This is a genomic window from Kribbella sp. NPDC003557 (assembly GCF_040610805.1).
GTDB lineage: Bacteria > Actinomycetota > Actinomycetes > Propionibacteriales > Kribbellaceae > Kribbella.
Genome location: NZ_JBEXMY010000002.1, coordinates 1,028,315 through 1,042,155 on the forward strand (window position 1 = coordinate 1,028,315; position 13,841 = coordinate 1,042,155).

Annotated in this window: 12 protein-coding genes; 4 read left to right on the plus strand and 8 right to left on the minus strand. The window is 70.1% G+C overall.

From position 1 onward, the window contains the following. Positions 1-39: 39 nt before the first annotated feature. Genes ABZW60_RS10890 through ABZW60_RS10900 form a run of 3 tightly spaced genes read right to left on the minus strand, consistent with a single transcriptional unit; the run spans position 40 to position 4,648 of the window. Complete coding sequence (locus ABZW60_RS10890; RefSeq protein ID WP_355475559.1) at positions 40-930, minus strand: glycoside hydrolase family 43 protein; 891 nt, start codon at positions 928-930, stop codon at positions 40-42. Continuing rightward, complete coding sequence (locus ABZW60_RS10895; protein ID WP_355475560.1) at positions 931-3,141, minus strand: family 43 glycosylhydrolase; 2,211 nt, start codon at positions 3,139-3,141, stop codon at positions 931-933. Positions 3,142-3,160: 19 nt separating this feature from the next. Further along, a complete protein-coding gene (locus ABZW60_RS10900) occupies positions 3,161-4,648 on the minus strand; it encodes an alpha-N-arabinofuranosidase (RefSeq protein ID WP_355475561.1) in 1,488 nt (495 codons plus the stop codon). A gap of 118 nt (positions 4,649-4,766) precedes the next feature. Here ABZW60_RS10900 and ABZW60_RS10905 point away from each other — a divergent pair, with 118 nt between their 5' ends. Beyond that, a complete protein-coding gene (locus ABZW60_RS10905; protein WP_355475562.1) occupies positions 4,767-5,765 on the plus strand; it encodes a LacI family DNA-binding transcriptional regulator in 999 nt (332 codons plus the stop codon). Here ABZW60_RS10905 and ABZW60_RS10910 read toward each other — a convergent pair. Further along, positions 5,762-6,904 carry an NAD(P)/FAD-dependent oxidoreductase gene (locus ABZW60_RS10910; protein ID WP_355475563.1) on the minus strand — a complete coding sequence of 381 codons (1,143 nt, stop codon included), beginning with the start codon at positions 6,902-6,904 and terminating at the stop codon, positions 5,762-5,764. The two genes, ABZW60_RS10905 and ABZW60_RS10910, sit on opposite strands and share 4 nt — an antisense overlap. An 88-nt stretch (positions 6,905-6,992) precedes the next feature. Between ABZW60_RS10910 and ABZW60_RS10915 the strand changes: the two genes are divergently transcribed. Further along, entirely contained in the window at positions 6,993-7,553 is a 561-nt protein-coding gene (locus ABZW60_RS10915) for a TetR family transcriptional regulator (protein ID WP_355475564.1), read from the plus strand. Here the strand turns inward: ABZW60_RS10915 and ABZW60_RS10920 are convergent. The 3 genes from ABZW60_RS10920 to ABZW60_RS10930 all read right to left on the minus strand — a co-directional run bounded on the left by ABZW60_RS10920 (position 7,520) and on the right by ABZW60_RS10930 (position 11,399). Beyond that, positions 7,520-8,302, minus strand: a complete 783-nt coding sequence (locus ABZW60_RS10920; RefSeq protein ID WP_355475565.1) for a TIM barrel protein — start codon at positions 8,300-8,302, stop codon at positions 7,520-7,522. The genes ABZW60_RS10915 and ABZW60_RS10920 overlap by 34 nt on opposite strands. 12 nt (positions 8,303-8,314) lie before the next feature. Next, positions 8,315-10,501: a DUF4328 domain-containing protein gene (locus tag ABZW60_RS10925; RefSeq protein WP_355475566.1), complete on the minus strand. Its 2,187-nt coding sequence runs from the start codon at positions 10,499-10,501 to the stop codon at positions 8,315-8,317. Between the two features lie 229 nt (positions 10,502-10,730). Then, on the minus strand, positions 10,731-11,399 hold the full coding sequence (locus ABZW60_RS10930) for a DUF4328 domain-containing protein (protein WP_355475567.1): 669 nt from the start codon (positions 11,397-11,399) through the stop codon (positions 10,731-10,733). Between the two features lie 166 nt (positions 11,400-11,565). Here ABZW60_RS10930 and ABZW60_RS10935 point away from each other — a divergent pair, with 166 nt between their 5' ends. Beyond that, positions 11,566-12,039 carry a methylated-DNA--[protein]-cysteine S-methyltransferase gene (locus tag ABZW60_RS10935; protein WP_355475568.1) on the plus strand — a complete coding sequence of 158 codons (474 nt, stop codon included), beginning with the start codon at positions 11,566-11,568 and terminating at the stop codon, positions 12,037-12,039. A 112-nt stretch (positions 12,040-12,151) separates the two neighbouring features. Then, positions 12,152-12,466 (plus strand): hypothetical protein, encoded by a 315-nt coding sequence (locus tag ABZW60_RS10940; protein ID WP_355475569.1) that lies wholly within the window; start codon positions 12,152-12,154, stop codon positions 12,464-12,466. 82 nt (positions 12,467-12,548) lie between these two features. On the opposite strand, the gene ABZW60_RS10945 is transcribed toward ABZW60_RS10940, so the two are convergent. After that, the gene (locus ABZW60_RS10945; RefSeq protein ID WP_355475570.1) at positions 12,549-13,421 is read right to left on the minus strand and encodes a hypothetical protein; all 873 of its coding nucleotides are present in this window, start codon (positions 13,419-13,421) and stop codon (positions 12,549-12,551) included. Between the last annotated feature and the right edge of the window lie 420 nt (positions 13,422-13,841).

Genomic DNA, 13,841 nt, shown 5'->3' on the forward strand with positions numbered 1-13,841 from the left:
ACGATACGGAGAAAGCGCGAAAGGTGATGTCGGAGGAAGTCAGGGCTCCGTCGGATTGTTCCCGAGCGGTGGCTGGACGACCGGGTTGTCGCCGTCCCAGGTCAGCCGGGACAGCCACATCGTTCGGCCCTTCGGGTCGGTGCCGACCTGGGTCGGGTCCCAGGCGTGGTAGACGAACCAATCGCCGAGGACCATGTTGTGGCCGGGGCCGGCGGCGTCGGGGGAGGTGGACAGGATGGGGTCGCCGGACTTGGCGCACGGGCCGGTCGGTGACTCGCACAGTGCGTGGCCGACGGCGTACGACGCCTTGTCGAACGCGTTGCCGGAGTAGAACAAGTGGAACTTGCCGTCGCGTTCGACCATGTACGGCGCTTCGACGAGGTTGCCCTCCCACGGCAGGTCCTGCTTGATCAGCCGATGCACCGGGCCGGTCAGCGTGAGGCCGTCGGGGGACAGTTCGGACACGTAGATCCAGGTGTCCACCCCGATCGCGTTGCCGTCGTTCTTCCAGTACAGCCAGCGCCGGCCGGTCGAGTCCTGGAACGGCGACGCGTCGATCGAACCGCCCTCATCGGCCTGGCTGATGAGGGGCTTCATCGATTTGTCGACATATGGACCTGCCGGGCTGGACGCCACCGCGACGCCGACCGCCTGCCGGTCGGCGGCGACGTCGCGGGACGTGTAGTACATGACGTACCGGTCGGGCGCGTGCACGGCGACCTCCGGCGCCCACACCCGTCCGCGAGCCGTCCAATCCGGCAACGACGGCAGCGCGTCGCCGACCGCCTCCCACGACACCAGGTCGCGGGAGGTCAGCGTCTGCACGTTGCCCAGCGGGCCGTTGGTCGCGAAGGCGTAGTAATCGTTGCCGACCACAATGATCTGCGGATCGGCGAAGCTGCCGTCGTACACCGGATTGGAGAATCCCATTTATCTGCTCTCGTAGAACTTCAGGTAGTCGAACGTGGCCACCGGCGGCGGGTTCGCGCCGGTGAACTCGCCGTGGGCGTAGAGCCCGATCTTCGCCGCGGCCGGCAGCACCCAGGACGCGCCCCAGGTCCAGTTCTTCCCGTCCACCGACGTCCCGGCGCGGTAGACGTGCTCGCCCGCGGCGTTGCGGTGGTACGCGAGCCGCATCCACAACGTCGGCGCCGAGCGCCCGATCGCCGCCGCGCCGTACGACGTGGCGCCGTCCGACGGCCGGGCCACGAGCTCACGCCCGTACTCCGTCTGCCGGGTCTTCCAGATCGCCACGTTGCCGAGGCGGGCGAAGTCGCTGTCGTTCAGGTACGCGATCATGCCGGCCTGCTGGTAGTTGCGGACGTCGCCCGCGCCGGTGTCGAGGTGCAGCTTGGTCTCGGCGATCCAACTGTCACCGGCCGGCACGCTGTGGAAGAGCAGCCCGGCGTTGTTCGACGAGCCGGTCATGTCGGCGTTCTCCAACGGCCACGACAGCTTGCCGTCAGCAACGGTCGCCTTGTCGTCCGGCCGCACCCACGACCAGTCCGCACCGAGCGGACGGTTGAAGTCGTCACCACTCAGCAGGTCCCCTGTCTGCGGTACGTCGGCCAGCTTGGTCACCGGCTTGGCCACCGGACGGACGGTGAGGTTGTCCACCTCCGCCGAACCCAGCCACCGCACCGGCGCCGACGCGAGCTTCAGCCCCGGCACGCTCAACTGCGCCTCGCCGTACACGTCTCCCAGACCCGAGTCGTTCAGGCGTGCCGTCACCGAAGATCCGGACACCTGGACGGACAGCTTGTTCCACTGCGTGCGATCGAAGTCCGCCGGCAGGTCCACGGACGTCGTCCGCCGGCCAATCGTCAACGTCAGCCGATTGTTCGCAACGGTAGCCACGACCTGATTGCCCAGAACCGTGGAGAAGCTGTTGCCCAGTCGGACGTCTGCTTCCACCCGGAGCGAGCCCGCGGGCGCAGGCTGACGTGTTTGGGCGGCGCCGGCAATGCTCGCGGTCGGGCCGCCAACAGAGTCGCCGGGTTGTTTCGTCGCGCCTTGGAGGCCGGCGGCCGGATCGGTGGAGTCGATGCCGAGTGACGAGCCGGTGGTCGGCGCGGGCACCGGCCCCTCGGACGGGCCGAGGCCGGCGCGGGTGCGCGGCCAGCCGTCGACCCAGTCGATCTTGTCGATCAGCATCGGGCGGCGGTTGATCCCGAACGGGTTCGTCAGCCACGGCGTCCCACGGTCGATCGCGTGGTAGACGATGTGGTCCTGGCCGGCCACGTCGGTGATGAACGCGTGGTGACCCGGGCCGATCCACTTGTTGCCGTTCTGCGTGATGACCGTCGTGCCGCCGACGCGGGAGTCGGTCAGCGCGGCGCCGTCGGCGTCCACGAACGGGCCGCGCGGCGAGCGGGAGCGGCCGGCGAAGACGGAGTACCCGGTGGTCGGGCCCGCGCAGCAGTTCATCGACGAGCCCATGAAGTAGTACCAGCCGTCGCGGTAGACGACGTACGAGCCCTCGTAGCGGTCGCCGATCGTGACCTGCGTGGGTGCACCGACCGCGTGCATGCCGTCGGCGCTCAACTCGGTGACGGAGATGCCGCCGTAGAAACCGCCGTAGTACAGGTACCGCTTGCCGTCCGCGGCGGTGAGCATCGCGGGGTCGATGGTGCCGTAGAAGCCGCCGTTGCCGTCCGGCTTCGGCGTGACGACCGGACCGTCGGTCGCGGTCCAGGGACCGGCCGGTGTCGGGGCGGTCGCGACGCCGATGGCCGGGTCGCCGCCGGGGTTGGCATTCGTGTCGGTCACCGTGAAGTACATGACGTAGTGGCCGTCGAAGTACCGGATGTCGGGCGCCCAGAAGAACGAGCCGGGCGCGGCCCAGGCCGGTTTGGTCTGGTCGTTGAAGACCGTGCCGAGGTACTCCCAGGAGCTGAAGTCCTTGGTCCGGGCCATGTGCATCAGGCCGAACGGGCCGTTCGCCACCAGCGGGTCGGAGGTCGCGTAGGCGTACCAGTAGCCGTCGCGGCCCTGGATGATCGACGGGTCGGCGAAGGTGTCGGCGAAGCTGGAACTGATCGCGTTGGTCGTGGTCACCACTGGCGCGGCCGTCGCGGCCGAGGTGCCGGCTGCGACGGCGACCACAGCCAGGGCTGCGGCGAGTAGTCGTTTCGAAGGCACGGGCGGGTCCCCTCTCGAATCAACTGCTGAGCAGGATCACGTGCCACGATGCGGGCGGCAGCGTGGCACGGCAGACACCGTCGACGACCTCGGTGGCGTCGACGGCCCGGGGCTGGACCCGGTCCGGATCCTCCGCGGTGTTCACCGCGGAGCGGTCCTCGTCGTACAGGGCCAGGTGCCGGACCTCGTGTCCGGTCACCGGGATCTCCAGGTCGATCTTGTCGGTCTCGCTCCGGTTCACCACGAAGATCGCGGTCTCCCCGGCGGTCTCGTCGTACGTCGCGGTGCTCCACAGCGCCGGGACCCGGCCGAAGGCGGCCGTCTCGATCTCGGGGCCACCGCTCACCGCGGTCCGCAGCACGGTCGGGCCGGCGTACCGCGCGGTCAGGGCGAACGGGTGGAAGATCGTCTGCCGCCACGCGCGGCCGCCGGGCTCGGTGCGGATCGGTCCGATCACGTTCACCAGTTGCGCGAGGCAAGCGATTTTCACCCGGTCGGCGTGCCGGAGCAGCGTGATCAGCAGGCTGCCGACGACGACCGCGTCGTCGACGGTGTAGGTGTCCTCGATCAGCGGCCCGGTCTCGCGGATCGGCAGTCCGAGCTCGCCGGGGAAGTGCTGCTGGTACCAGACGTTCCACTCGTCGAAGGACAGCGTCAGCTCCTTGTCGCTGCGCTTGAGTGCCTTCACATGATCGGCGGTGGCGATCACCGACGAGATCATCCGGTCCATCTCCTCGGCGGCGGCCAGGAAGCTCGTCTGGTCGCCGTCGTGCGGTTCGTAGTACGCGTGCAGGCTGATGTGGTCGACCAGGTCGTAGGTGCGCTCCAGCACGACGCGCTCCCACTCGCCGAACGTCGGCATCCCGGCGTTGCTCGACCCGCAGGCGACCAGTTCCAGGCCCGGATCGACGCGCCGCATCGCGTTCGCGGTCTCCTCCGCGAGCCGGGCGTACTCCTCGGCGGTCTTGTGGCCGATCTGCCAGGGACCGTCCATCTCGTTGCCCAGGCACCAGATCCGGATGTCGTGCGGCTCCGGGCTGCCGTTCGCGACCCGGCGGTCGCCGAGCGCGGTGCCGGCCGGCAGGTTGCAGTACTCCAGCAGGTCGACCGCTTCGCGGATCCCGCGGGTGCCGAGGTTGACCGCCCAGATCGGCTGCACGCCGGCCTTGCGCGACCAGGCGACGAACTCGTCGGTGCCGAACTGGTTCGGCTCGATCGCCCGCCAGGCCAGGTCGAGCCGCCGCGGCCGCTCGTCCTTCGGGCCGACGCCGTCCTCCCAGTCGTAGTTCGAGACGAAGTTGCCGCCGGGGTAGCGGATCGCGGTCACGCCGAGCTCCCGGACCAGCTCGAGCACGTCCTGCCGGAACCCGTCCGCGTCGGCGGCGGGATGCCCGGGCTCGTAGATCCCGGTGTAGACACAGCGCCCCATGTGCTCCACGAACGAGCCGAAGACACGCCGGTCGAGCGCGCCGACCGCGAACGCCGGGTCCACCACGAGCCGGGCCACAAGACCTCCACAGGACGGTTTACAACGTTTAACGTGGATGTCTACAACGATTGACAATCGGTGTAAAGGGTTCGGCGGTGGCACACTCGGGCGACAAGTCGGTGACAGGAGGTTCGGCATGGCGACCAGGCTGAGCGACGTGGCCGCGCGGGCCGGGGTTTCGGTGAAGACCGTCTCGAACGTGATCAACGACTACCCGCACATCACGGCGCGCACCCGGGCCAAGGTCGAGGCCGCGATCGCCGCCCTGAACTACATCCCGAACGTCAGCGCCCGCTCGCTGCGCAAGGGCCGCTCGGACTTCATCGCGCTGGCGATCCCGGAGATGGGTTCGCCGTACTTCGCCGAGCTCGGCGCGGAGATCAGCCGGGCCGCGAAACGCCGCGGGATCACCGTGCTGATCGACCAGACCGAGGGCGAGGCGGCCGCCGAGCAGTTCGTGCTGGACGGGATGCGCGGGCAGCTGATCGACGGCATCATCTTCTCCCCGCTCGCCACCGCCCCGGCCAAGCTCACCTCGGCGGACACCGGGAAGCCGCTGGTGCTGCTCGGCGAGCGACCGGCCGGCGGCCAGTTCGACCGGATCGCGGTCGACTCGGTGCAGGCGTCGTACGACGCGACCACGCACCTGGTCTCCCTGGGACGGCGCCGGATCGCGGCGATCGGTGTCGGCGGGACGGGCACCGGCGCGGTCCGGCGGAAGGGGTACCGGAAGGCGCTCAAGGCGGCCGGGATGCCGCACGAGCCGGCGCTCGAGCTCGCCGCCGCCGGCTACCACCGGCTCGACGGCGCCACGTCGATGCGTGAACTGCTGGCGCTGCCGGAGCCGCCGGACGCGGTGTTCTGCTTCAACGACCTGCTCGCCCTGGGCGCGCTGCGAACACTGGCCGACGCGGGCCTGCGGGTCCCCGAGGACGTCGCCGTGGTCGGCTTCGACGACATCGAGGACGGCCGGTACCACTCGCCGACGCTGACCACTATCTCGCCGGACAAGGAGTGGCTGGCCGACAACGCCGTCACCCTGCTCCTCGACCGCATCGCCGGCCGGGCCGGCTCGACCCACCGCGACCTCAGCGTCCCGTACCGGCTGGAGATCCGCGAGTCCACCGGCGGTTAGCGCTCCGGGAATCCGGCGAGCTGCTTGGCCAGCCCGTTCTGGGTCTTGCTGACCCGGCCGATCAGGCTGAGTACGGCGTTGCGCACCGGGCGGATCGCGTGCGGGACGTTCGCGAGGCGGGTCAGGCGGTGGGCCAGCCCGATCACCCGGACAGCCTCCTCGCGGCTGGTTTCGGCGTACACGTCCAAGTCGGTGTCGTCGCCCTCCAGTGCCTGCGAGAGCGCGTCGGCGAGCTTCACCGCGTCGCGCAGCCCGAGGTTCATGCCCTGGCCGCCGGCCGGGCTGTGCGTGTGGGCCGCGTCGCCGGCGAGCAGCACCCGGCCGGCCCGGTAGGAATCCGCGACCCGCTCGTGGATCCGGAACCGCGAGCCCCAGACCACCTCGGTGACGGTCGGATGCGACTTCCGCGGGCCACGGTCGGCCAGCAGCCGCTGCGCGTAGGCGAGATCGGGGTGCTCCGGCGCGTCGGGCACCTCGGCCACGAGCCGGAAGCTCCCGTCCGGCAGCGGCGCCACTACGAGCAGCCCCGCGGCCGCGAAGTACAGCGCGACCTCGTCGACCGGCAGGCCACCGTCGACGCGCACATCGACCAGGCTGCAAGAGATCTGCAGGGTGTTGCCGGGCATCCGCAGGCCGGCGAGCTCGCGGATCGTGCTGTTCATACCGTCGGCCGCGACGACGTACCGCGCCCGGATCACCTCGCCGTTGTCCAGCGTGACCTCGGCGCCGTCGGCGGTCTGCGTCAGGCCGGTCGCGGCGAACGGACGGAGCACCGAGCCGCCGAGCTCCTCGAGCCGCTCGAGCAGCACCCGCTCGGTGACCGGTTGCGGGATCATCGTCACGAACGGGTAGTCGGTCGGCAGGTCCGCGAACCCGACCGGGACCAGCAGCCGGTCGTCGGCGCGGATCGCGAAGTCCTGCAGTTGCAGGCCGAGGTCGACCAGTCGCTTCGTCACCCCGAGCTGCTCCAGGACCTCCAGTGTCCGCGGGTGGATCACGCACGCCCGTGAGGTGTTCGCACCCTCGGCCTGCTGGTCGACCACCAGCACGTCGTGCCCGTGCAGCCGCAGACCGACCGCCACCGCGAGCCCGACCGGACCCGCACCCACCACCACGACCTCTACCTGCTGCGGAGTCATCGTCCCGCCTCCTTTATCAACACTTGTTGACTTTTACGCTAGGGCTGTCGGTTCGAAAAGTCAACAAGTGTTGGCATATGCTCTGGGCATGGCGGAGAAGAAGTCCGACCGGACCCGGGCGGCGATCCTCGCGGCGGCCCGCGAGCGGTTCGCCGCGGACGGGTACGAGCGCGCGACGATCCGGGCGATCGCGGCGGACGCGGCGATCGACCCGGCGATGGTCATGCGGTACTACGGCTCCAAGGAGAAGCTGTTCGCGGCGGCGGCCGAGTTCGACGTCCGGCTACCGGATCTGAGCGGCGTACCGCGCGAGCAAGCGGGCGAGGTGCTCGTCCGGCACCTGGTCGAGCGATGGGAGGAGGACGACACGCTCCGGGTGCTGCTCCGGACGGCCGTGACCAACGAGACCGCGGCCGAGCGCATGCGACAGGTGTTCGCCGGGCAACTCGCGCCCGCGTTCGAGCGCGCCGCGGTGGACCAGCCGGCCGTGCGGGCCGGGCTGATCGCCACCCAGGCGCTCGGGTTCGCGCTGTGCCGCTACATCCTCGCGTTCGAGCCGATCGCGACCCTGTCCACCGACCGAGCCGTCGCGTGGCTGGGCCCGACCATCACGCGCTACTTGACGGCGCCGGATCCCAGCCAGGTGTGAACCGCGGGCAGGGTCTCGGCCAGGGACGGCAGCTGCGGGTGCCACTTCAGCTCCCACTCGAGTGAGAGCGGGTAGTCGGTGCCGTCGAGCACGGTCATCAGCTCGCGGATCGGGAAGTCGCCGGCGTCGATCGCGACCGGACGGTACTCCTGGCGCGAGTCGGCCTGCTTGAACTGGACGACCTCGAGCCACGGCCGCAGGAGCGCGAACGACTCGGCGAGGGTCTCGCCGTGCGACCAGGTGTGCGAGCTGTCCCAGATCGCCTTCACGGTGTGGCCCGGGACGTCGGTGTCGAGCAGCGCGCAGAACGCGGCGACCTGCCGGGCGGTCGAGTGCGAGTCGTGCGTCTCCAGCAGGATCGGTACGTCGCGCGGCGCGGAGGTGACCCGGTCGAGCGCGCGGATCTCACCGGAGCTCGGCCCCTCCGCCGTACCGTCGCCGGCCTCGTCGCCCGGGAACACGCGGACGCCCAGCGCGCCCAGATCGGCGGCCAGCTCGAGGTGCGCCTCCAGCGGCTGTTCCTCCACCGCGCACAGCTTCACGTAGCTGCTGATCGCGAAGATCTCCAGGCCGGCGTCCTCGATCCGGGTCCGCAGCTCACGCCGCTCGGCCGCGGACAGCCCGGTGTGCGTGAACTCGTCGGGCGCGGCGCGCAGCTCCAGACCGGTGAACTTGTTGTCCTGGGCAAGCGCCAGGACATCGTCGAGTGCAGCTCCGGGACAACCGAGGGTGGCGAAACCTAGACGCATGCAGCTATCAGATCAGACGCCCCAGCGACCGCGACGCGGGTGGGTCCGCGGGTTGGTCGGCTGGTCGGTGTCGGCAGGCTGCTGCTGCTGTTCGTAGGTGTACGGCGACTGCTGCTGGTACTCGGTCTGCTCCGGCTCGTACTGCGACTGGTACGACTCGGTGGCGTAGTTCGGGCTGTAGGTCTCGTACGTCTCGGTGCTGTTGTACTCGCTGCTGTAGCTGTCGTACTGGTAGCTGTTCGAGTTGTTCGAGCTGTTGTCGTACGACGACGAGTAGTCCGACGCGTACGACGACGAGCCGTAGTCGGTGTAGTCGTTGTTCGACGAGTACGTCGGCTCCGGGCCGTACGACGGTACCGGCGGGAGCGGCTTCGACGGGGTCAGGAAGTCGTCCTGCTCCGGGTGGCTCGGGGCCGGCGCGGGCTCGTAGTAGCCGGACGAGGCGGACACGTGCGACGACGGCTGGGTGTGCTCGGACTGGCCGTAGACGTTGTGGTCCGAGTACGCCGTGTAGGTCTCGGCGCGGGCCGCGTGCGGCGTCGACTGGTCCGGGACGGCCGGCTGGATCGCCGACGGGCTGTCGACCGCGACCCGAGCGGCCCGGCGGCCGGCGCGCGCAACAGGCGCGGGCTCAGGCTCGGGTGCGGTCTGCGCCTCCGCGGGGGAGGCCGTCGAGGTGAGGTAGTCGGACTCGTAGGAGTACGGCTCGGAGTAGCGCGCCGCCCACTGCTCTTCGGCGGGCTGCGGCTGCGGCTGCGGGGCGGGCTGCGGGGCCGGCTCCGGCTGGTAGGCGTAGGGGTCCGGCTGGACGACCGTCATCGGGGCGGCCTCGTCGAGCCAGCTGCCCGTCGTACCGAGGGCGTCGCCGGTGACCGAGCTGCGGTAGTCCTCCCAGCTCTGCTGCGGCGCCTCGTAGGTCGTCTCCTCGACCGGCTTCTCGTCCCGCCAGGACTCGATCGGGCTGAACTGCTCGGTCGCCGGGCCGGCCTCGTCGTCGCGCCAGTTCTCCACGACCGGGGCGAACGGGCTCCACTTCGGCCCCTCGTCGACCTGCGGGTTGCCGGCGAAGGCGGCCGGCGCGGCCGCGCCGTCACCCGGGAAGGTCTGCGGCGCGAAGGGGTTCTGCACCGGCGCCTGCTCGGCAGCCGGAGCGTACGGCGCGGGCGCCTGCGGGCTCGGTGCGTAGGGCGCGGGCGCCTGCGGGCTCGGTGCGTAGGGCGCGGGCGCCTGCGGGCCGGGAGCGTACGGCGCCGGTGCCTGCGGGCCCGGCGCGTACGGCGTCGGGGCCTGGACCTGGGCGGCCGGGGCGAACGGGCTGGCCGCCTCCGGCGCACCGGCCATCTGCAGCTGCGGCTCGCGGACCAGACCCAGCGCCGGGCCGGCCGCGATCGGCTCGGAGATCGCCGGCTGCTCGTCGGTGTCGTCGTTCGCGTACGACGGGACGTTGCTGTCGTCGTACGCGGGAACCGCGCTCAGCTTCGGGCCCTGGTCCCACCACGGCACCCACTTGCGGGTGGTCTGCATGTGGTTGATCTTGCGGATCACCATCGTCGCGGCGATCGCGGAGACGACCGTCAGCAGGAGCGAGGCCGTACCGGCCAGGGCGATCCCGCGCAGCGATCCGACGGTGGCTTCCATCCACATCAGGAACCGGCGGACCACGACGTCGAACGCGAGAGCGCCGATCCAGGCGACCCACCACACGGACGTGAGGGTCGGGGTCCTGAACCGGCGCAGGTCGTCGCTGTACACAGGGGTCTTCGGATCGCTGGCGAGCCAGACGTCGTCGACGATCTGTTTCGGGTACCAGAGGTTCGGGCCGGGGCAGAACCAGCTCGCCAGCACCCAGCCGTGGCTGCGGCGGTGGTCGGCCTGGCAGAACACCTCGGAGTTGACCCGGGCCCGCCACAACCAGATGACGAAGACGACCGCGGCGGCGACCGAGACGATCACGTTCGGGATCGCGGTGACCTTGGCGATGGCGTCGGCGCGGTTCAGGTCCGCGTCGTCGACGTTCGGCATCCCGCCGAGGTAGCGGTGCACCACGGAATACGTGTTCCAGTCCGACCAGGTGGACAACAGGTGGGTGACCGTCGACGCCCCGAGCAGTCCGATGGCGATCTTCCCGACCGTCCCGACCTGCTGGAACTCCTCAGCCGCGTGCGGCTGCCACTCTTCCTGATCCTCGACAGCAGTCATCAATGCCTGCGGGTGGCTCACGTCTCGCGTCCCTCGCGTTGCTGGAACTCCGTCGTCTGTCCGGCTTCTCTGCCTGGCCCTGCCCCCGCGTGACCGAGCCACATTGATACCACGAAGTAGGTATGCCAGGGCAGTCGGCCCCAGCACAGAGGGTGTCGACTTAACGTGTTCTTTTCGTACGCCCATCACCATTGGTAACGAGGGAAAAGACGGGGCGTGACGGTTTGGTTTACCGCGCAGGAGGTTGGAAGCCACTGTGCGGTGTCCCGACCGCCCACCACGGCACCCAGGGACGCTGGGACTGCAGCTCGTCGATCCGCTGGACCAGGATCACCGCGAAGACGGCCGCGGCGGTGGTGAACAGCGCCGAGACGGAGGACAGTATGACGTTCGTCCGCAGGTCTCCGAGCTGCGACGCGCCGACGAGTACTCCTCTTTGCACGATGTTCCCGGTGACCAGCCCGGCCACCCAGGTCAGCCACCAGGCCCACACCAGCCGCGTGCCCGGGACGTCCTTCAGTGCCGGCGTCAACGGATCGGTACGCGGGTCGCTGGCCGCGATCACGTCGTCGACGACCTGCTTCGGGTACCAGAGGTTCACCACCGGGACGAGCCAGCAGCCGATCACCCAGCCGCGGGTGAAGCGGTGCTCGCCGCGGCAGAACATCTCCGCGTTCCAGCGGACCCGCCAGAGCCAGACGATGAACACCACCGCCGCGGCGAGCAGCGCCAGCGCGGCGACGATGCCGAGCGAGCCGGAGACCAGATCAGCCTCGGCCAGTTTGTCCGGCCGGTCGCCGTACACCTTGCGGGTCCGGTACAGGTTCCAGTCCGACCACGCGGTCGACCACGTGGTGACGGTGACGAGTCCGATCAGGATCGAGGCACCGATACCCATCGCCCGCTCGGAACTGAACCACCGGTCCAGCGGTACTTGCGACGCCCGGCTCGGCATGGATCAGACATAGCACAACAGGGCGTGACCGGGCGAGAACATCCGGTTGCGGCCGGTCCGTGGCGCATTCCTGCCAGAAAATGTCGGTGCGGGTGGAGAGGATGGTCGTATGCACTGGTCCGTGGTCGACTCGCCGATCGGCGACCTCACGCTCGCGGTCGACGAGACCGGGCTCTGCCGGCTGCACTTCGGGGCCACCGACCGGCCGCTCGGCAGCGACCCGCTGCTCACCGAGGCCGCCGAGCAACTGAAGGCCTATTTCGCCGGGGAGCTCCAGGAGTTCACCCTGCCGCTGTCGGTCCGCGGCGGCTCCGACTTCGAGCGCGCCGTCTGGAAACAGCTCACCCGGATCCCGTACGGCGAGATGCAGACGTACGGCGACGTCGCGAAGATCGTCGGCGACATCGGTGCCGCGCGTGCCGTCGGCACGGCGTGCAACCGCAACCCGATCGCGATCGTCGTGCCCTGCCACCGGGTGGTCGGCGCCGGCGGGAAGATGGTCGGCTTCGGCGGCGGCATCCCGACCAAGCGCCACCTGCTCGAGCTCGAGGCTCGCGTCACGCTCGAGACGCTGTGGAACTAACGAAGATCTGACACCCGGGCGGGCCGTCTCGGGGCGCGGGTGACATGGCGGGGCACTAACGTTTGAAGCGAGCGATTAAGGCGTCCTCCCACCTGCCTTGGAAGACATACAAATGAACAAAGCCCGCACCACTGACCACCTCCACCCCGATCTCAGTGCCCTGATGGACAAGAGCGCCGAGGAATGGTCCGCCCCGGAGATCCAGGACGCCGCCCGCGCGGCGCTCCGGATGCACGCCCCGGACCGGGAACCGCTGACCTGGACGAAGCGGCTCAAGGTCGTTCCCTGGCTGCACCGCAACGACGCGGTCTGTCTGAGCTGCGGCGGCACCTACCCGTGCATCACGCACCGGTACGCCACGCAGCTGCTGTCCGCCGGCCGGTACACGATGGCGAAGTCCGACGACCCCGCACCCGAGGTCGACTGACGTCGTTCGCGCAAGGCGACGTCCGGACAGACGAAGGTCCCGAACCCCGGTGGGGTTCGGGACCTTCGCCGTTGCGGTGGTGTCAGGAGCCGCTGGGCTTGGACTCGCCCGAGCCCGTCGACTTCCTGGTGGTGGCCTTCTTCGCGACGCCGTTCGACGCGGCCTTCACGTCGTCGGTGACCTCGTCGGCCTTGGCCTCGGTCGTCGGGGCGTCCGCCTTCGGAGCCTCCGCCTTGGGCGCGTCGGTCTTGGGCGCGTCGGCCTTGGCGGTGCCCGCCGCGGCGGCGTCGGTCTTGGCCTCGGAGCCGGGCTTCGGGGCCGGCTTCGCGTCCGTCTGGCCGTTGGACGACGTCGTGGTGTCGGTCGGGCGCGACGTCGCACCGGCCGGGGCCGAGCTGTAGTCGCGACCGCTGGTCGGCGTGGACTGCCAGGCCGGCTCCGGCGGCGTCAGCAGCTTCTTCACCGCTGCCGCGGCCAGTGCGCCGAGACCCAGGAACAGCACCACGTTGCGGAGCTTGTGGCTCTTCTTCGGCACCTCGAGCTCACCCTTGAGCGCGGCCTTGGTGGCCTTGCCGCGACGGCTGGACTCCTCGATGACCGGCTCGGCGGCGGCTGCCAGGGTCGCCAGCGCGGCGGTCACCTTCGGCAGGACATCCTCGTTCAGCCGGCCACGGGCCTTCTCGGCTGCGTGCTCGGTCGCCGGTCCCACCTTGGCGAGTGCGTCGTCGAGCACCGGTCCGGCCTTCTCCACCGCCTGGGCGGCGAGGTGCGCGCCCCGCTCGACGGCCTTCTCGGCGTACGGCGACACCTTCTCCCGTGCGGTGCCTACAGCCGGTCCGAGGTGCTCGCGGACCTGGCCGACGGCCGGTCCGAGCTTCTCCGACGCCGACTCGGCAAGCGGCCGGACCCGGTCCTTGGCGGTCTCGACCCGGCCCTTGGACTTCCTCAAACCCACGGTTCCCTCCTCGGTGCCACCCGCCCCAGCGGACAGCTCTCCCGCCCATCGGCGACATGGGCTCCATCTGGTTACGGCTCTGGACAAATCCGGCTTCATCTGCATCGTACGACGTCACGAGCCGATAACCCGGTGCCCCCACCGCACTCTCCGTACACATCCCCCCACCACCCCACCCCTACAACCCCCACCACCGCGCCGCGGCGCACCCCCCCAGCTGCGGCAGCTTGCCCATTCAATTCGAGGGTTGCCCCCTCGGATTTTCAGGGGGCAACCCTCCATACAAAGGGATAGCCGCTGAAATGGAGGGTTGTGCGCACGCGGTGGGCTGCGCCGTGGGAGGCGGGTGGTGGGGTGGTGCAGCGCGTACGGGCGTGGTGGCGGGCCGGCCGACCTGCCGCGGCGGGTTGGTGGTCGTCT